Here is an 18,831-nt window from a genome sequence, read left to right on the forward strand (position 1 = left end):
CTTTAAATATTTATTGCTTGGAAATAGCTTTTTCGAATTCTGGTCTTACTATTTTTTAGCCATTTCGGACACTAATTCCTCAGTAGTAAATAACTTACTAGAAATTAGCTTGAAGTTTACCTGAGCAGCCTTATTACCATCTAGATCTGGAAGCTTTGCAGAAGCCGTCGCGTCACCTACCACAGCCACCTCAAATCCGTTTTCAATGAGTTCTCTCATGTGAGATTCTACGCAAAGATTACCAGACATACCTCCCAGTATTACTTTGTCGATACCTTGTTTCCTCAATTGAAGTGCAAGATCATTTGATTCTGGGCCGTAAACTTTATGTGGCCCTGACACTGTTACATTGCCGCCATTGATGTATTGTTTGTATTGTGGCATCCAATCAGCTCCTGAGCCTTCAAAACCATTACTGCTTACCTGGCTCTCACGGTCGAACATTTTTATGTTATGCATGAGTTTTTCCAAAACGCCCTCGAACTTCCATTTGTGGTCATGTGGGTAATAGTAATGAGGAGATACAAAGACTGGAATTCCATGTTGTTCGCCCAATTTAAATAGCGTTTCAATATTGGCGATAGTATTGTTTTCCATAACACTTTCGCCTACGGCTCCCCAAGCCACTCCTTTAGTACTTAGAAAATCAATTTGAGGATCTGTGATGACGATGGCAATGTTACCATTAATTTCAAATCCTGGTTCTGGAAGTTGTGCATTTGCTACTTGGACCATACATAGTCCAATTGTTAAGTTCAATAACTGCTTTAAATAAATAGTTTTCATAATGTTAATTTTTAAGTGAGTAATAGATTAATATTTTGTCTTTTGACCTTTTTCTTCTGGTCAGAAAAAAGTGTTTTTGATAATGAAGCTTCTTAAATAAAAATGATTGAATTACGTTTTCATCTTTAACAATCTTCATTCTCTATTTCGTTCAAGACAAAATTCGAAGAAACTAAGTTTCTATTTCTCGGATATTATGCTGTACTATTGAAAAATTGCTCGTTTATGAACTTGGGTACCAAAAAGTGAATTAAGATTATTTCAGGAAGTGGAACTTCAGGCTCATATAATCTTAAGAAAAAATCTTAACCAAATACCAAAAAAGTCGCTTGCATTTTTGAATATGTTATTTGGCAATCCTATTTGACATCTGTTTTTTTCTAGAAGTAAAAGGATACTTCTCTTATCTACATATAAGGTATAAAGTAAAACCAATAATGTGGAGAACGACCTAAACTGTTAGTTCTGAAAAAGGTATTACCGCATAATTCTTATAGCAAGGCAATTTTTGAAAAAAACGAAAAGTAAACTTGTGCCACATTTGTAACATCAATACAAGTGGACTTTCTAAATAACTAAAATATAAAGAGATGAAAAACAATTCCAAAATCCGATCATTAGTTTTATTAGCACTAGTAATACTCTTATCTCTCGTTTATTTGAGTTTTAAAGTAGCGGACACTCCAAATAATATGGAGAATGCCGAAGCTGAAGTAACCGTTTTGTACAAAACCAAAAATATCGAGGGAGTCGATATTTTTTACAGAGAGTCCGGTAACCCTAAAAATCCAGCTTTAATACTATTTCATGGTTTCCCTTCTTCATCATATCAATATAGAAAGGTACTCGCCGCTTTGGGAGATGACTATTACCTGATAGCTCCGGATTATCCAGCCTTTGGACAAAGCCAATTTCCCAGTCCAAAAGAGTTTGATTACACGTTTGACAATATGGCTCACATTATGAACGAGTTTGTTGCATCGTTTGAACTTGAATCTTACACCTTAATGATGCATGATTACGGTGGTCCAGTAGGTTTCCGTATCGCACTTAAAAACCCTGAAAAAGTAAATGGCTTAATCATAAAAAATGCCAATATCTATGAGGAAGGTCTTGGAGCTGCTTGGATGGATGTTAGAAAATTATGGAAGGCAAACACTACAGAAAACAGGGAGCCACTCAAAAAGGTGTTTCATATTGAGAGTCTAAAATGGCAATACACTCACGGTGTAAAAAAACCAGAAATGGTAAGCCCTGATAACTGGGTATTAGATGCACATAATATGAGCTCGCCAGAAATGAGGGAGGTACAATTAGATCTTTTCTACGATTACCGTAAGAACTTGGAGGAGTATCCAAAATGGCAAAAGTATTTGAGAAGAAATCAACCCCCTATGCTTATTGTATGGGGCAAGAATGATGCCTTTTTTCCGGAATCCGGTGCGGAAGCATATAAAAAAGATGTTCAAAAAATAGACTACAATATCTACGACACGGGACATTTCGCCCTAGAAGAACATGCACATGATATCATTCCAGAGATACGATCATTTTTAAATCAATTGTCTCAAAAAAACTAGTATAAACTTTAAACAAATCATAATATAATGAAGAAGCAAGCAATAATTATTGGGGGAACTACAGGAATGGGTAAGGCCACGGTGGAACTTTTATTGAAGGAAGGGATTGAGGTCATAGTCACAGGACGTAAGGAGGAAAATCTAAAAGTAGTGGAAAAGGAACTTTCTGAGCTAGGCTCGATTAAAGCCATAGGATTTGATTTATTGGATATTTCTCAAGTAAATGATTTCATAAGTACGCTAAGTGAAATCGCACCAAACGTAAAGTATTTGCTAAATGCGGCAGGATACTTTAATCCAAAGCCATTTTTAGAACATACGGTTCAAGATTACGACATCTATCATGATTTTAATAGAAGCTTCTTTTTGATTACTCAAGAAGTTGTAAAAATCATGAAGGAAAATGGTGGAGGATCTATCGTCAATATTGGTTCAATGTGGGCCAAACAAGCCATTAAAGCGACACCTTCATCTGCATATTCTATGGCAAAGGCAGGACTTCATAGTTTGACACAACACCTGGCTATGGAATTAGCACAATATAATATTCGAGTCAACGCCGTATCTCCTGCTGTCGTCGTCACCCCTATTTACGGAACATTTATGGAAAAAGATAAAATTGAAGAAAACCTACAAGGCTTCAATGATTTTCACCCCATTGGACGAGTGGGAAGACCAGAAGACGTGGCGCGTACGATTCGATTCTTAATGCTTGATGATAGCTCATGGGTTACAGGGGCAGTATGGGATATTGATGGGGGCGTAATGGCTGGAAGGAACTAATTCTTAGAATTGGGAAGAGGGTTTCGACTATAACAAATTAGAAATTTTGAAAAAGTTAACCTATAAAATTAGCATTATGAAAAAGTTCAAATACATCATGACAATAGGTATGTTGGTATTGGGAGTAGTATGGAGCAATGCCCAAAATACACCACCGGATACATCTGTTCAACGATTGAACACAGACGGCGAAACAGCAATTTTCCTAACTCCCGAAGATTTGAAATGGGAAACAGCTTTTGATGGTTTTCCTATCAATTTCGCAAAGGTTAGTGGAAGTACTTTTAAAACGCCACATAGTACATTTTCGAAATTTCCCGGCGGGAATTTTATTACACCTCCCCACATACATGCTCATAGTTACCAGGCCGTGGTATTATCTGGTAAAATGATTAATCCCATGGAAGGCGAAAAACCTGAAGATGCCAAGGTCATGGGACCGGGATCTTACTGGTATGTGCCGGCCAATCAGATACACACTACAGGTTGTGTGTCTAAAGAACCCTGTGTTTTCTATATGCACCAACCTGTACCATTCAACTTTGAACCAAGAACATCCGAAGTAAAGAAAAACAAATGAGCTGATAATTGGGCTCTAATACCTGGAATTAATATGTGAATACCCTAAAAATTTAAACCAATGAAACATGATTTTATCAATCCCGAAAATGGCGGTTTATTTACCGTAACCGATTTTGAAAATATGAGCTATACTCCTTTATTCATGGATAGTGCTCTTTATAAAGTCTTTCTGAACACATCAGGAGAAACTAGATTATTAGTCGATGGCGATTTAAAGGTAATACAGCAAAATCAGCTTTTCTTTTGCAAGCCTTTGAATTGTGTTGAGGTAATTGGTAAATCGAATGGTCTGAAAGCTATAGCTTTTAACAAAGCGTTTTATTCGATTCAGGATTATGAAGATGAGATTTCGTTTTATTGGTTCTGGTTTTTTGGATCAAAATACCCCATGCTTCTTTCGCTCTCCGAGATGGACATAGAGACTTTCGAAAATATGTTTGATTGTTTCGAACGTGAATTTGAAAATAAGATAAATAGAGTGCAAGAAGAGATGTTGCGTTACGCGTTGAAACGGGTTTTAGTAATGTCAAACTCATATGTAAAAGATGAAGGTGCCAGTTGCAAACTACACAATAGTCAATTGGAAATGATACGAAAGTTCAATCAGTTGATTGAAAATAATTTTAAAGAGAAGCACCAAGTTTCGGATTATGCCGCCATGCTTTACAAATCTCCCAAAACCATATCCAATATGTTCAGAGAGCATACGGACAGTACTCCTTCTGGCGCCATCCGAGATAGGATAATCCTTGAAGCAAAAAGGCTTCTACTTCGAACGGACCAAACTATTGAGGAAATTACCTATGAGTTGGGTTATGAAACAGTTGGTCATTTTTCCAAACTTTTCAAAAACGTGGTAGGAATGTCTCCCTCAATATTCAGAAAAGCTGAAACAGAAGTATTAACAAGCTAAAATCAATTACTATGGAAACTAGACTTATTACATTTGGAGCCGGTAGCTTCTGGGCTATAGAAGCCGTATTCCAAGAAGTGGAAGGCGTGGTAAAAGTTACTTCAGGTTATAGTGGAGGCACGCATGAACCTTACCCCAACCATTATGCCGTATGGCCTGAAATGAAAAATTTTGCCGAGGTTGTACAGGTGGAGTATAACCCTGAAGTTTCCTCCTTGGCGGATCTTCTTTATATTTTCATGACCATACATGATCCTACATCTCCTATGCAAAAAGGATCGACCGCTGATTCTAGATATCGATCTATCATATTCTATGAAAATAACTACCAAAAAGCCATAATTGATTTGGTCATGGAGGACATGCAGCTTAGTTTAAGCAACCCGATCATAACAGAAGTTAAGCGATTCGAGCGATTTTTTATCGCACAAGAAAATGACCAAAAGTTCTATCAACGCCATAAGAAGTATGGTTCTTACATGCAATTTATAGAGCAAATACTAAGAAAATTTCGAAGACAGCATCTTGTTAAACTGAAAGTTGATTTGTCTTATACAAAACAATTAGAAAGCGCATGAAGTCACTACTTTTCATATTGCTACTAAGTTATCCGGTTTTCGGCTGTGCACAAGAAGGCAAACTTTCTTTTAAAAACAGCAATAAACCCTTAACCAATATTTCACCTGCGGAAAAAGAGACTATCAATCTTTATAAGAATGCACTTCCTTCGGTAGTTACAATTTTCACTAGTGCCAACGTGTCTACTGACAACGGATTGAAATCGGGAGGTGGGCTTGGTTCAGGTGTTTTGGTCTCGTCAAATTGCCACATACTTACAGCAGCTCATGTTGTAGCCCGGTCTACCGAGATTATGGTAAAGACCCAAGATGGCCAAATGAGAAGTGCTTCGATTCTTTTTAGCGAACCAAATGCAGATATCGCATTATTGAAACTGGATACACCAGATACTAGTCTGTCCCATGCTAAACTAGGGAACTCTCAAGGTCTGGCCGTGGGTCAAAATGTCTATGCCATAGGCAGTCCATATGGTATGGAAAATTCCTTTTCATCTGGAGTCGTTTCTGCCCTTAGAAGTTTTGATGAGATTTATGATGGTACCATAAAGGTTGGGTTTATTCAAACCGATGCTGCAATTAATTCAGGCAATAGTGGAGGACCATTATTCAATTCCCAAGGTGAGGTGGTAGGAATAGCTTCCAGTATTCTAACAGTATCGGGAGGTTTTCAGGGAATTGGTATGGCTGTTTCCATTGACACCGCTAAAGAGCTACTCGCATTCGAAGAACGACCATGGATAGGTGTTAACGGACTTATAATTGAAAAAGAAGAATTTGAACGTATTTTCAACTTGCCATTACAAGGGGGAATGTTGATTCAAAGTGTGGCCAAAGGAAGTCCTGCCGAAAAGGCTGGGCTACGACCCGGTTATATCAAAGCGGAAATTAATGGCAGGGATATAATTCTTGGAGGAGATATTATTCTATCCATCGAAGACCATAAAACTTGTCATATGGACTGCTTCTTCGAAACCAAACCAATGTTTCAAGGTAAGACCAATCTTACGATTCGCTATTTGCGCCAAGGCAAGGAATACAGTACGACTGTAGATGTCTCAGAGACAAGAAAGAACTTTCTAACCTTCAATTAATCGGGATTTCTATGGAAAGCTTTATAAAATATGGAACAACGATCTTAGGAGTATTGTTCTTTACAAGTGCTCTAGGGCAAGAAATACCATCGGATAAAACAATTTCACATAAATTTTATCTGGTTGGAGATGTTGGAGAGTACAACACTAGTACAGATTTGAAGAATAATCTTCAAGCGCTGAACATACACATGCAAAACTCACCCACAAATAATAGTACATTACTTTTTTTAGGCAACAACTTTTCAAAAAATAGTTTTGAAGAAGTTATAGTTCGTAAATCCGGTGATGACTCAGAGATATCCCAATTGATTCAAAGTACGGTTAACAACTACAAAGGTGAGACCTTTTTTATTCCGGGGGACTTAGACTGGCATGCTGGCCTTCTAGGACTAAAAAAACAAGAAAAGTTTATTGATAAGACATTCGGAAAAGGAACTTTTCAGCCAAAAAATGGATGTCCCTTAGAACGTATAAAAATTAACGATGATGTCGATTTACTGCTAATCGATTCGCAATGGGCTCTTATGGGGTGGAGCAATTATCCAGAATTCAATGAAGAGTGTGATATAAAAACTAAAGTGGAATTTTATGTTGAACTCGAAAGCACCATAAAGAAAAGTGAAGGCAAAACAGTATTGGTAGCTACACACCATCCTCTTAAGAGTTATGGAGAGTACGGAGAGCGGTTCAGTTTTGGAATCAATGATCAAGGTATAAGTAACGTACATTATAAGGAATTCAGCGACAGACTAATAACTATAGCACGTCAAACAAACAATGTCGTGTTTATGAGTGGTCACGAGAATAACCTACAATATTTTACCCACAACAGTATTCCAATGATTATTAGTGGCGCAGGTGGAAGTGCGTCACGCGTCAGTAAAATCAAAGAGGGGTTTTCTCAGGCCACACTAGGTTTTACTGAAGTAACAGTATATAATGATGGAGATTTATGGGTGCGTTTTTATGGTAAATCCAATAACTACACCACAAGTCTTTTTAACAAAAAAATTATCACATCTAGAAAAGAAAACACAGATACAAATTACTCTGAATATGACACTCCGGAATATGTAATGAAATCCATTTACAAACCTGAAGAACTTGAGCGAAGTGGTTTTTATAAAGCGTTGTGGGGAGAGCACTACAGAAACGACTATGCCACTCAAATTAAAATAAAAACAGCCCTGTTGGATACTCTTTATGGCGGCTTAACACCAATGCGCAAAGGCGGTGGCCATCAAACTAATTCCTTAAGGTTATCAAATAAGAATGGAAGACAATACGCCCTCCGCTCTGCAAAAAAAAGTGCTCTACGGTTTGTACAGTATTTCCTTTTCAAAACCAAATACCTAGAGGCAGATATAGAGGACACCTATTTCGTGCAGCTACTTCAGGATTATTGGACCACCGCCAATGCGTATGGAGCCTTGACTATTGGAGACTTGGCAGACGCAGTGGGGATTCTTCATCCTAATCCAGAATTATATTATCTCCCAAAACAAAAAGCTCTTGGTTACTACAACAAAGATTATGGGGATAAAATATATTTTATCGAAGAGCGTCTTTCCGAAGGGCAAGAAGATGTAGCCAGTCTTGGTAATAGTGATGAAATCATTAGCACCCTAAAACTGTTTGAAGAACTACGCAAAAAAGAGAATTTAGAGATAGACCAACAACTTTACATCCGTACTAGATTGTTCGACAATCTAGTAGGTGATTGGGATAGACATGCCGATCAATGGAAATGGGCAGTAACTAAGAAAGGTGGTAAAACTACCGCTAAACCCATACCAAGAGATCGAGATCAAGTATATTCTGATTTCGACGGTTTCATTTTGGGAGCTGTTACTGCGCTCTCACCACCATTGCGCTTTATGCAGCGCTATGATAGTGATTACAACTCTGTAAAATGGTATAACGACGCAGGAGACGATGTAGATTTAGCGGTTTTAAAGAACCATACCCAAGAAGACTGGATAAAAGAAGCACGTTTTATTAAAAACAACATTACTCCAGATATCATTGAGAAAGCCTTCGCAAATTTACCTCCTGAGATTGATCAAGAGAAGGTAGCTCGTAACAAAGAAGCTTTTAAAGGCAGGCTTGCAAACATCGAGGAAAACGCCATAAACTTATATAAATACCTTAAAAAGTGCTTACTGATAACGGGAACGGATAAGAAGGACTTGTTTGTAATCACACGAATGGATAAGGGAGTAACAAAAATTCAAGGCTACTCCATAATGAAAAATGGAGATAAACGCCTTTTTTGGGATGTGGATTATAATAGAAAAGATACCAAGGAAATCTGGCTTTATGGTTTAGCGGACAAGGATAGATTTGAAGTCAAAGGAAGAGGAACTAACCCAATACATCTAAAAATTATCGGTGGAAACGGAAATGATACTTACAACGTAGAAAACAGAAACAGTATTAAGGTTTATGACCATAAGACTGTTCCAAACACTTTTGAGACGCCCGTTTCAAAAATGTTATCGGACAATTATGACATGAATACCTATTATTTCAAAAAGCACCGAAGAGATATAAGTAATTGCACACCCCTATTTGGGTATGACCCTGATAATGGTGTTGGGTTGGGGCTACAGTATAATTATCAAAAAAATTCTTTGGTGAGAAACCCTTTTACAGATAATCATCATATTGGTTTAAAGTACTTTTTTGAAACTAGTGGTGTAGATGTCTACTATAGTGGAGAATTTGCCCATGTATTCGACAAGGTCAATTTCGGGCTTTCGGCACAATTTACAAGTCCAAATTTCACAAACAATTTCTTCGGTTTTGGAAATGAAACGATTAACCGAGATGATGAACTCGATTTGGACTTTAACCGAGTTCGCATACAGCAATGGTCACTTTCTCCATCTTTAATATTTCGTAAATATCAAGGAAGTAGCATAAAATTAGGGTTTAGTTACGAGCATATCGAGGTTGAAAAAACCGAAGGCAGATTTATAGAAAGTGCTGGATTAAATGATGCTGTTTTTGAGGGCCAAAACTATTTCGGCATACAAGGAACTTATGAATATGACAATCTAAAAACAGCTGTTATTTCAAAATCAGGGGTTGGTTTTAACCTTACAGGGGGATATAAAACAAACCTCGATACAAATGAAGGGTTTGGATACATAAATCCCTCTATGAGAGCAGCTGTACAAATAGATAAAAAAGGTTTGCTTATAGTTGCAACGAAGCTTCAGGGACAAATAAACTTAGGGGATGATTTCGAGTTCTTTCAAGCGGCAAACTTAGGAGCTACAGATGGATTACGAGGGTTCAGACAACAACGTTTTACAGGCAAAAGGGCTTTTAGTCAAAGCACAGATTTACGTATCTCTGTAGGGAAAATCCGCAATAGTATTATTCCTATTTCTATGGGGGTATATGCAGGGTTTGATTATGGTCGCGTCTGGATCGCTAATGACACTTCAAAGGAGTGGCGTACATCGTCAGGAGGAGGATTCTATTTTTCTCTGGGCGGCTTCACAGCTTTAAATCTAGCATATTTTAATTCTGATGATGGTGGGCGCTTCACATTCGGATTGAGTCTTCCATTTTAAAACAATAAGCAATGAGTACTTTTCAAATATCAAATCCTAAAGTAGAGAACGAAATCCATAAGATTATTCAATACCTCGTAGCTGCAGGTAATAGCTTCCTTCCGAAAAAAGCAGAGGATGGTCATACCAATCTCAAATCACTTCTAGGTTGTGGATATCTATCAACGAGACCTTTAAGTAAGGAGGGTGATGTACTTGTTTTTAGCTATTCTTCATTTGCAATAGAATGGTGGACGGGAAGTAATGAGAAATACCAATTGTATTTGGATGGAAAAACCCATAAGGAGATAACGAACTGGATAGCCGAAAAGGCAAAAGAGAATGACATACTGCTTCCTTATAAATATCATATGAGCGATGTAGGACCCTATGAGCCTATAACAGATAACTATGTTTATCATCTGAAAAATAAGGATTGCCTAAATGAAATAATGGATTACCGAATTCTATCCCATTTGGCTTTGGAAGGCACCTTGAAAGAATTGACATCGCATTCAGAAATACGAGTTTGGCCGCATCATCTTGACGTTGCTTCTGTCTACACAACGAAAGAAAACAAGCAACACTTTATAGGATTAGGGATGTCAATTCCCGATGCCAATAATCCAAATTTCTATCTATATGCCAAAGATTATGTAGACAATAGTACCCTTAATAGCTCAAATGTGGGAAACCTCGATTATGGGTATTGGGATGAAAACCTCAATGGAGTAGTACTAGAACTTAACGAGAACAGCTCCATAAAAGGAGGGCATAATTTTTTTAGACAAGCCGTAGAAATTATGTTAGCTCAGGGAATAAATTAAGCATCCCTTTGAAAAGTGAAAGCAATAATGTTTAAATAATAAGAACTTAAAAACCAGATGCACTAAGGAACCAAGTTCTTAAGAATATGAAATTTTTTATCAATTGTCAGAATATGTTGAATTATAAAATTATATGAAATGGGAAAATTAGAAGGTAAAGTAGCAGTTATAACAGGTGGTAGCAGTGGTATGGGCTTGGCAACCGCTAAGGAATTTATTAACAATGGGGCTAAAGTGGTCATCTTCGGAAGGAAACAGGCATTGTTGAATGTCGCTCTGCACGAATTGGGAGACAATGCCCATGCCGTGCAAGGTGATGTTACCATTATGGATGATTTGAAACGTTTATTTAACGAGACCAAATCCAAGTTTGGCAGTATTGATATTTTATATGTCAACGTAGGTCAAGGAGTAATTGTTCCTATTGCTGAAACCAATGAAGCATTATTTGACGCACAGGTTGGGGTTAACTTTAAGGGCTCTTATTTTACGTTACAGCAGGCAATTCCATTTTTAAGTAAGGGTGCATCAGTTATTATTACTACCTCATGGCTCAATCAAGTAGGATTTTCAGGGAGTAGTCTATTGAGTTCAAGTAAAGCAGCATTGAGGTCATTAGTGCGTGTTGCAGCGGCCGAATTGGCGGAAAAAGAAATTAGGGTAAATGCTATTAGTCCTGGCCCTATCGGTACGGCTTTTTGGGGTAAAATAGGCTTACCGGAAGATACACTTAATGCGGCGGCAGAGGCCATTACGGATCAGACAACTCTAAAACGTTTCGGTAAGGCCGAAGAGATCGCAAAATCTGTCCTATTTTTAGCTTCGGATGATTCGTCTTATATAACCGGTGAGGAATTAGCCGTGCAAGGGGGAATCACGGCAGTATAACTTAAAAGAGAGAATGACCAATATAATGTCATTCTGAAAATTGAAATTTATAGATCTGAATTATGGATAAGCAAAAATTAAAACAAGCACTTATTGCTTTAGAGAAAGAGTATATTGATGAAGATGAAATGAAGTATGCCGAATTCCTCAATGGTAATCTGTTAAAGAGAAATGAAGTAATCGATAGTGATGATCAATCGCATCATAGACAGAGCCTCGAAATTTCTGACCAATTGGAAGAGCAGGCACATGTGCATTTAGAGCATCTTGAAACGATTCATAAGTTATCATTTGAGGCCAAAGAAAGAGTGGAACCGGGAGCAGTGGTAAGTGTGAACGGCCGTTGTATGGTAATAGCAGTTCCAAAATCTTCCTTTACCATTGATGGGGTAGAATATCTTGGCATTTCTGCCCAAGCACCTATTTATAAGGCCATGAAAGGAAAAGCATCAGGAGATTCTTTTGAATTCAATAACAAAAATTTTGTAATAGAATCAGTGCGTTAAATTTGAACCGCTGTATGATAAAAAGAGGTTCGAATTCATGAGCTATTGGTACACACAACTTGTAAAATCCCAAACGGGTGGAAGAGAATACAATCTTTGAAATTATAGCATCCCTGCCAAAAGGCTATTTTGAAGGAGAATATCAAAAAAGAAAATATGGTATAACAAAGTCGATCTTCAACAAGGGTAATTCTTATAAAATATTCGCCAAAGAACTAAGGGGTAATGATTTTATTAGTTTAAACTTTTATAAAACCACGCAAAACGAAATACTAAGGCCTTGTGAAATGCCAGAACAAAAAGTAGTTGATTTTCTTAAAAATTTAAAAATCATTTAAGTAAGTAAAAAAATGGAAAATTATAAAAAAGCATATATCGCAGGAGGTTGTTTCTGGGGAATGGAAGACCTCTACCGGGTAAGACCAGGAATTATCGACACAGAGGTGGGTTACATCGGAGGAGAGAATGAACATCCCACATATAGAAATCATCCCGGACATGCAGAAGGAATTGAAATCACTTACGATTCAGAAGTTACATCATTCAAAGAAATTTTGGATTATTTCTTTCGAATCCATAACCCTACCACCGTTGATAGACAAGGTAATGATTTAGGATCTAGTTATCGATCTGCTATCTTTATTCAGAACGATGATGAAAAAGCGGATGCCGAAGAAGTTATTAAAATAGTCGACGATTCTAATAAGTGGGAGGCCAAAGTTGTTACCACCTTAGAACCATATACTACTTTTTGGCCCGCTGAGCCAGAGCATCAAGATTACCTTGTTAGAAAACCTAATGGGTACACCTGTCATTTCGAAAGGTTTGATGAAAGCTTTATATAGATTTCGCGAAGTATAAATTAAAAAAGGTACTATCCTTTAGGGCAATGCAAAAAAACGGCAATATAGGACTAGGAACCGCAGCCATAGGCAGACCACTATATATTAATGTAAGACAGGAAAACCCTGAAGCCTTTTCGCTGCCACGATTCAGAGAAAGTGGACTTCAGGTTTTGGAGGATGCCTATGGCAAGGGGATACGATTCTTTGATACAGCGCCAGGGTACGGTATAGCCGAAGAATTATTGGTAGCGTGGTTAGCAAAAAAGAATGACCCGACGATACGTGCTTCTACAAAATGGGGGTATACGTACGTAGCAGATTTTAATCCGAATGCCATGACGCATGAGGTAAAAGAACATTCTGTCGATAAACTTATGCAACAGTGGGAATTTTCAAAAATGCTACTTCCGTATCTAAAAATATATCAAATACATTCCGCAACACTTGATACGGGAGTGCTAAATAATCAGGGAATTCTAAAACTCTTACACCAAATAAAGAAAGAACATAATATAATTATAGGTTTAGCAACCACCGGATCCAATCAAGTAGAGGTTATCAACAAAGCATTATCCATAGCGATTGAAAATGAAAAATTATTTCAATCCTTTCAATGTACTTTCAATATTTTAGACCAAAGCATACTGGCATTAAAGAATACCTTAAGTAATGCTAATGTGGAATTTATCATCAAAGAAGCGTTGGCCAATGGTCGCCTTATACCAAACAAGTTATTCAATAGATATCAAAAATTGTATAATTTCTTAATGACTCTAGCGGTTAAATACAAGGTTGGGGTTGATGCGATTGCACTGCGGTATTGTATTGATTGTTTTCCCAATGCCATTGTTTTGAGCGGTGCTAAAAATTGTACTCATTTAAGTGCAAATCTTAAGGCACAACAGTTTTCGTTAAACCAAGCAGAAATAGAACAATTGCGTTCTATGAATATACACAGCAGAGATTACTGGGAAGAAAGAGCTCAGTTAAGTTGGAATTAAAAGGGAATTATAATCAAAAAGGGTATTGCATGATTGATAAGCAAGAATTTAAAGCTATAAAGCATAAAGATGCTGCTATCACAGATATTAAGCTCGTATTAAAAGGTAGCTATCTTCATTTATCCCAATGGATGTCTTAAGGGTAGAAAGAAAAATCATTTAATCAAATTTTTATACAGCGTAATCGTTTAGGGTTATATACATGCCATACCTTGAAAAGTATAGCGATTCGTATGTGATGTACAATCCTTTTCTTAAATTGAAGCGTATTGCATCCATAAATTTCTAAATACCAATCACATATAGATTGAAACCAACTGTAAAAATAAATACTCTTATTTCTAAAGATTTGATTCTATGTATAATCATGTCTGCTCTTTTTTCTTGGGTCAAGGCACAGAATATGGATGCTAACCAGAATAAGAATACTGGCATTTTAGTTGAAAAAGAATCAATAACTCATTTTTTGAATCTGGGCGATAGCTTGGTTTTAGCAAAAAATAATGAGAAAGCAGAAATAGCTTATAAAGAATCCTACCAATTATCTAAAAAGGCAGGTTATAAAGAACTACTTATCACTACAGGATTTAAATTAGAGGCCTTTCTGTTTCATAATTTAAGAAAAGATGCCGAAGCTCTCGAAATAATCGATTTTTTATTCGACTACTGCAGTAAAAATGAAGATCCTGATTGTTTGGTCAGAGCCTATTTTAGAAGTAGCGCATTACAAAATAGACAATTGCAATATAATAAGGCCTTAGAAAATATTGAAATGGGTCAGCAATTGGCCAATAAAAATAAAAACCTCAGATTGATATGGGAATCGCACTATTTAAAAGGAGATCTTTTTTTAAGTATCGGCGATTGGGAAATGGCAAAAAAAGAGTTTTCAAAATTGATTGCCGTGGTTCCTGAAGAGAACCACGAATATTATGAAACAATGACATATATTAATATGTCATCTTCCTTTAAAGACCCCGATTCTATACTACATTATTCACAGATAGCTGAAAAAAATTGCAAAGCTTTTGGCAACAAAAGAGAATGTAATCTTGCCTACAATAATATTGCGTGGGCCTATGTTTTAAAAGATATGCCACAGAGAGCATTGGATATTATCAATACTAATGTAAACATAAGTTCGGTAGAACATGATTACCGAGATTCTTTGTATGCCTCTTTAATGCACACTTTGGGTATCATTCATTACAAACTAGGAAATTATGAAAAATCAATTGCTTACTATAAAATGTCTTTAGAGTATGATATCAAGGACAATAATATCATAGAGATTATGATGACAAAAGAAGATATGTCGAGGAGTTATGAGAAGTTAGGAAACTTTAAATCAGCTGTTCAACTACTCAAGGAAGTGAAGTTATTAGATAAAAAATCAGATTACATTAATCTGAAAAGAGAAGTAGCAAAAATTGAGATGAAAAAAATTCTGGATAAAAAAGAAGAACAAATTGAGAATCTAGAGCAAGAGAATCAAGAAATTAGCATTGCGAAAAGTAAAACAAAGCTATTTAGTTACTTCTTGGGTGTTTTTCTGATACTGATACTTTCCGCTGTACTCTATAGAGGATATCAAAATAAGGTCAGGTTTCACCAATTGAACGAAGAGTTGAGTTTGAGTAAAATGAAATCACTTCGATCTATGATGAATCCTCATTTTTTATTTAACTCCTTCAGTACCCTTCAGAACTATATACTTAAAAAAAAGAACAAAGAGGCAAATGAATATATGACAGAACTTTCTAGTCTTATACGCACCGTATTGGCAAGCACTGAGAGTATTTATATCAGTTTAAGTGAGGAAACTGCGTTATTAAAATCTTATTTACGAATTGAACGAGAACGGTTTGACTACAAGTTTGAAGAAGTATTCGAGATAGAGGAAGAACTCTTGATAGAAGACCCCATAATTCCATCGATGATTATACAACCTTATATAGAAAATGCCATTATTCATGGATTCTCACATTTAGAAAGAAAAGGGCTGTTGTCAATAAAATTTAAACAAAATAAAAATACTATAATCTGTACCGTAACTGATAATGGAGTAGGTAGGTCGGCAGCAGAGCGCTTTAAAAAAGCAAATAACGCATCGAATCATTTATCCCTCGCAACGCGTAATACAAATGAACGTCTTCGAATTTTAGACCGTATTGCAAACAATAGCGCAAGTGTAACAATTGAAGACTTGGTCTGCACATCGAAAAAATCAAATGGAACTAGGGTAACCATTATATTACCTGTTAAGCAAAGAAATAAAAAAGATGAATCAGTCGCTTAATTGTATTATTATAGATGATGAAAAAAAGGATAGAGAAAATCTTTTCCTTCTGTTACAAGTATATTGTCCGTTCGTTACGGTTATGGGGGAGGCCAATGATAGACAATCGATTATTGAAATACTATCGAGATTAAAACCAGATTTGGTTTTTATGGATATTCAATTAGGAACAGCACCTATTTTTGAAATTCTCAATAATCTTAATTCTTTAAATTTCAAAATTGTATTTGTAACGGCCCACGATAAATATGCCATAAGAGGGTATCAATACGATGCCATAGATTATTTACTTAAACCTGTAGAGCCAAAACGACTGGTAGAAGCTGTAAATAAGATGGTGCATTTAAAAAGGAGCTCCTCCACTCAAACAAATATTATCAATGAATTTTACGCTAAAGCTGTTACATCAACCAAAATTTCTATTACCGATGCAAAAGGGGTACATATGGTAGAAGCCATTGATATTTTGTACTGTATGAGCAATGGAAACTACACTGTTTTCATTTTGATAAATGAAAGAGAAATTGTGATTTCAAAAAATCTCAAATACTTTGAGGTAAAATTAAAAGCATATGATTTTTTACGAATTCATAAATCTTACTTAATAAACCTCAATCATATAGATTTTATGGTAAAGGAACAAGGAGGTTATGTAGTTATGAAGAATGGAAAATCACTTCCTGTTTCTAGAAATGGAAAAAAAGAACTATATGATAGAATGAATATTTTGTAATATTTTTAGAGAACCCTTTAAGATATTTAATGGCCAAAAGAGTTCATGCTTGTACTCAATAATACCTTTAATACAGTCATATCGCCATTTAAAACATTCTCTTGTCTTAGTAGCAAAATGTATTGTTAATTTTAGTTAAATACAAAAATAAAACTATTAAGACATGAAAAAACATTTTTTAAAACTAGGCGGTTATGCATTTATGGCGATAATGCTTATCACTTCTTGTACGCAAGATGAAGTCTCTCAAGAACTGGAAAATGAAGCAGTGTCCTTAGAGGATTCCAAGCTTCAGACCCTTGCTTATTTAGGAATAGAAACAGAAGAGAATACAATTATTAGTAGACCACCTTCAGAATTGGAACCTTCCGGGGGGTATCTAGTAGGAGATTATTTTATTAGTAATGATGAAATGGATATCTATGCAAATGAACTCAAGGAGCTAATTTCATTATCCAAAAGTCAATCATCTAAAGGTATACAAGCTTCTACCCAAAAAGCGTTTGCATCAACCGCTAGGATTAAATTGCCCAGAAATGGTAAAAGGACAATTAAAATAGGGTTTAACAACCTTGGCCCCTCAAGTTTAAACAACACCATTCTTAGAGGGTTACAACAGGCAGCTCAAAGGTATAATGCGTTGAATTTAAATAAAATTGAGTTTCAAGTTATTCCTCTAGAAGAAAGAGATGGTTTTCGTAGACTTAGGATTGGTAAAATCGACACGTTCGTTATCAACGATGTTGATTTTTCAATTGTACCTAGAGGATCTTTTGCTGATGCGTTTGCAAGATTTCCTGTAAATGGTAATCCTGGAAGAATTATTGGATTTAATCCAAATGCAGCTGCCTTTACCCAAAAAGAAGCAATGCTCTTATTAATGCACGAAATGGGACATACTATAGGTATGGCACATTCTGATTTTAGAACGCGAAGAAGTTGTACAGGCAATACAGTACCATTTAGAAATCCACTTGGCGACCTTGCCGGAGTACGTTTTGTTGATGGTGTAAGGCACATTCCTGGTACTGATGATACAGGGAACTTTACAAATTCAATCATGAGAAGTTGTGGTTTCTTTGCCTTTAATGGATTTACTGGAGAAGATAAAAGAGCTTTTAGAAGACTATACAAAGGTGTACGTTTTCCATGAGATTCCATTATTTGATTAGTAAGGCACTATTTCAATGAGTTTTGAAGTTAACATAAAAAAGGGTTTGACTTTAATTAAAGCCAAACCCTTTTTTTATAGATGATAAGGAGCTCGTTTGTCAATGTATTACAGGGTAAATCATATTTATGGCCTTTTGATGATAGCTGTTTCGCAATATTATTTACCAGTACAAGAATTTAGTATTATCAATCATCAAGACTTCTTATTTTTAAAATAATCAAAGTAATGATTACGATAAAAAACCACAAAAAGAAGGTCTTTATAAATAACCATGATTGTACTAAATTCATGACCTGTGCCCATAGTTCAGAACTAAATGGAGACAAGCCTGTTTCGGAGGTGGTGAGTATTATACACCCTAATAAACTGATACCTCCTCCTATAAGTATAAATTTCAAAAGGATTAGTAATAAAGATTTCCAAAAAGGGTACTTGACCAACCAAGATTCCATGAGATTTACAGTATAGAACCCGCCAACGATAGCAGCAGATGTAGAAACAAGTAAATAATTAAGAAAACGGCCTAAAAAATTGTATTCATTATCCCTTGGTTCTCCATATAGAATACTCCAATGTTCTTGAAAAAAGAAAAAGTTCGCAATTAAGACCCAAATCAAAACAATCCACAAAGCTCGTTTCGTAACAGATTTCTCGATGAGCTTTCTTAAAAATCCCATAC

At 36.1% G+C, this 18,831-nt stretch carries 17 protein-coding genes; 15 read left to right on the plus strand and 2 right to left on the minus strand.

The genetic code is table 11. From position 1 onward, the window contains the following. Window positions 1–48: 48 nt before the first annotated feature. Entirely contained in the window at window positions 49–786 is a 738-nt protein-coding gene (locus tag ACKWCD_RS11275; RefSeq protein WP_413984055.1) for an isochorismatase family protein, read from the minus strand. 590 nt (window positions 787–1,376) lie between these two features. Between ACKWCD_RS11275 and ACKWCD_RS11280 the strand changes: the two genes are divergently transcribed. The 15 genes from ACKWCD_RS11280 to ACKWCD_RS11350 all read left to right on the plus strand — a co-directional run bounded on the left by ACKWCD_RS11280 (window position 1,377) and on the right by ACKWCD_RS11350 (window position 18,131). Next, window positions 1,377–2,366, plus strand: coding sequence for an alpha/beta fold hydrolase (locus ACKWCD_RS11280; RefSeq protein ID WP_413984056.1), 990 nt, complete (start codon window positions 1,377–1,379; stop codon window positions 2,364–2,366). 27 nt (window positions 2,367–2,393) lie between these two features. Then, complete coding sequence (locus tag ACKWCD_RS11285) at window positions 2,394–3,149, plus strand: SDR family NAD(P)-dependent oxidoreductase (protein ID WP_413984057.1); 756 nt, start codon at window positions 2,394–2,396, stop codon at window positions 3,147–3,149. A gap of 76 nt (window positions 3,150–3,225) precedes the next feature. Then, window positions 3,226–3,729, plus strand: a complete 504-nt coding sequence (locus ACKWCD_RS11290; RefSeq protein ID WP_413984058.1) for a DUF4437 domain-containing protein — start codon at window positions 3,226–3,228, stop codon at window positions 3,727–3,729. 60 nt (window positions 3,730–3,789) lie between these two features. Beyond that, window positions 3,790–4,644: a helix-turn-helix domain-containing protein gene (locus tag ACKWCD_RS11295; protein WP_413984059.1), complete on the plus strand. Its 855-nt coding sequence runs from the start codon at window positions 3,790–3,792 to the stop codon at window positions 4,642–4,644. An 11-nt stretch (window positions 4,645–4,655) separates the two neighbouring features. Continuing rightward, on the plus strand, window positions 4,656–5,222 hold the full coding sequence (msrA, locus tag ACKWCD_RS11300) for a peptide-methionine (S)-S-oxide reductase MsrA (protein ID WP_413984060.1): 567 nt from the start codon (window positions 4,656–4,658) through the stop codon (window positions 5,220–5,222). Continuing rightward, a complete protein-coding gene (locus ACKWCD_RS11305; protein ID WP_413984061.1) occupies window positions 5,219–6,313 on the plus strand; it encodes a S1C family serine protease in 1,095 nt (364 codons plus the stop codon). Before msrA (ACKWCD_RS11300) ends, ACKWCD_RS11305 begins: the two co-directional genes overlap by 4 nt. An 11-nt stretch (window positions 6,314–6,324) precedes the next feature. Then, entirely contained in the window at window positions 6,325–9,900 is a 3,576-nt protein-coding gene (locus tag ACKWCD_RS11310) for a bifunctional metallophosphoesterase/BamA family protein (RefSeq protein WP_413984062.1), read from the plus strand. An 11-nt stretch (window positions 9,901–9,911) separates the two neighbouring features. After that, window positions 9,912–10,706 carry a hypothetical protein gene (locus tag ACKWCD_RS11315; RefSeq protein ID WP_413984063.1) on the plus strand — a complete coding sequence of 265 codons (795 nt, stop codon included), beginning with the start codon at window positions 9,912–9,914 and terminating at the stop codon, window positions 10,704–10,706. A gap of 138 nt (window positions 10,707–10,844) precedes the next feature. Next, the gene (locus tag ACKWCD_RS11320) at window positions 10,845–11,594 is read left to right on the plus strand and encodes an SDR family oxidoreductase (RefSeq protein WP_413984064.1); all 750 of its coding nucleotides are present in this window, start codon (window positions 10,845–10,847) and stop codon (window positions 11,592–11,594) included. Between the two features lie 62 nt (window positions 11,595–11,656). After that, window positions 11,657–12,100, plus strand: coding sequence for a hypothetical protein (locus tag ACKWCD_RS11325; RefSeq protein ID WP_413984065.1), 444 nt, complete (start codon window positions 11,657–11,659; stop codon window positions 12,098–12,100). 350 nt (window positions 12,101–12,450) lie between these two features. After that, window positions 12,451–12,945: a peptide-methionine (S)-S-oxide reductase MsrA gene (msrA, locus tag ACKWCD_RS11330; RefSeq protein ID WP_413984066.1), complete on the plus strand. Its 495-nt coding sequence runs from the start codon at window positions 12,451–12,453 to the stop codon at window positions 12,943–12,945. A gap of 44 nt (window positions 12,946–12,989) precedes the next feature. Next, window positions 12,990–13,946, plus strand: coding sequence for an aldo/keto reductase (locus ACKWCD_RS11335; RefSeq protein ID WP_413984067.1), 957 nt, complete (start codon window positions 12,990–12,992; stop codon window positions 13,944–13,946). A gap of 367 nt (window positions 13,947–14,313) precedes the next feature. Then, window positions 14,314–16,245, plus strand: a complete 1,932-nt coding sequence (locus tag ACKWCD_RS11340; protein ID WP_413984068.1) for a tetratricopeptide repeat-containing sensor histidine kinase — start codon at window positions 14,314–14,316, stop codon at window positions 16,243–16,245. Next, the gene (locus tag ACKWCD_RS11345; RefSeq protein ID WP_413984069.1) at window positions 16,229–16,978 is read left to right on the plus strand and encodes a LytR/AlgR family response regulator transcription factor; all 750 of its coding nucleotides are present in this window, start codon (window positions 16,229–16,231) and stop codon (window positions 16,976–16,978) included. The genes ACKWCD_RS11340 and ACKWCD_RS11345 overlap by 17 nt, the downstream gene beginning before the upstream one ends. Before the next feature lie 163 nt (window positions 16,979–17,141). After that, window positions 17,142–18,131, plus strand: a complete 990-nt coding sequence (locus ACKWCD_RS11350; RefSeq protein ID WP_413984070.1) for a M57 family metalloprotease — start codon at window positions 17,142–17,144, stop codon at window positions 18,129–18,131. Between the two features lie 206 nt (window positions 18,132–18,337). Here ACKWCD_RS11350 and ACKWCD_RS11355 read toward each other — a convergent pair whose 3' ends face one another. Beyond that, window positions 18,338–18,829, minus strand: a complete 492-nt coding sequence (locus tag ACKWCD_RS11355; RefSeq protein WP_413984071.1) for a hypothetical protein — start codon at window positions 18,827–18,829, stop codon at window positions 18,338–18,340. Between the last annotated feature and the right edge of the window lie 2 nt (window positions 18,830–18,831).

The organism is Maribacter taeanensis (assembly GCF_047345145.1).
Lineage (GTDB): Bacteria > Bacteroidota > Bacteroidia > Flavobacteriales > Flavobacteriaceae > Maribacter_C.

Coding starts and splice junctions, on each gene's coding strand:
- ACKWCD_RS11275 (WP_413984055.1), bottom strand. CDS start 786: ATGAAAACTATTTATTTAAAGCAGTTATTGAACTTAACAATTGGACTA.
- ACKWCD_RS11280 (WP_413984056.1), top strand. CDS start 1,377: ATGAAAAACAATTCCAAAATCCGATCATTAGTTTTATTAGCACTAGTA.
- ACKWCD_RS11285 (WP_413984057.1), top strand. CDS start 2,394: ATGAAGAAGCAAGCAATAATTATTGGGGGAACTACAGGAATGGGTAAG.
- ACKWCD_RS11290 (WP_413984058.1), top strand. CDS start 3,226: ATGAAAAAGTTCAAATACATCATGACAATAGGTATGTTGGTATTGGGA.
- ACKWCD_RS11295 (WP_413984059.1), top strand. CDS start 3,790: ATGAAACATGATTTTATCAATCCCGAAAATGGCGGTTTATTTACCGTA.
- msrA (WP_413984060.1), top strand. CDS start 4,656: ATGGAAACTAGACTTATTACATTTGGAGCCGGTAGCTTCTGGGCTATA.
- ACKWCD_RS11305 (WP_413984061.1), top strand. CDS start 5,219: ATGAAGTCACTACTTTTCATATTGCTACTAAGTTATCCGGTTTTCGGC.
- ACKWCD_RS11310 (WP_413984062.1), top strand. CDS start 6,325: ATGGAAAGCTTTATAAAATATGGAACAACGATCTTAGGAGTATTGTTC.
- ACKWCD_RS11315 (WP_413984063.1), top strand. CDS start 9,912: ATGAGTACTTTTCAAATATCAAATCCTAAAGTAGAGAACGAAATCCAT.
- ACKWCD_RS11320 (WP_413984064.1), top strand. CDS start 10,845: ATGGGAAAATTAGAAGGTAAAGTAGCAGTTATAACAGGTGGTAGCAGT.
- ACKWCD_RS11325 (WP_413984065.1), top strand. CDS start 11,657: ATGGATAAGCAAAAATTAAAACAAGCACTTATTGCTTTAGAGAAAGAG.
- msrA (WP_413984066.1), top strand. CDS start 12,451: ATGGAAAATTATAAAAAAGCATATATCGCAGGAGGTTGTTTCTGGGGA.
- ACKWCD_RS11335 (WP_413984067.1), top strand. CDS start 12,990: ATGCAAAAAAACGGCAATATAGGACTAGGAACCGCAGCCATAGGCAGA.
- ACKWCD_RS11340 (WP_413984068.1), top strand. CDS start 14,314: ATGTCTGCTCTTTTTTCTTGGGTCAAGGCACAGAATATGGATGCTAAC.
- ACKWCD_RS11345 (WP_413984069.1), top strand. CDS start 16,229: ATGAATCAGTCGCTTAATTGTATTATTATAGATGATGAAAAAAAGGAT.
- ACKWCD_RS11350 (WP_413984070.1), top strand. CDS start 17,142: ATGAAAAAACATTTTTTAAAACTAGGCGGTTATGCATTTATGGCGATA.
- ACKWCD_RS11355 (WP_413984071.1), bottom strand. CDS start 18,829: ATGGGATTTTTAAGAAAGCTCATCGAGAAATCTGTTACGAAACGAGCT.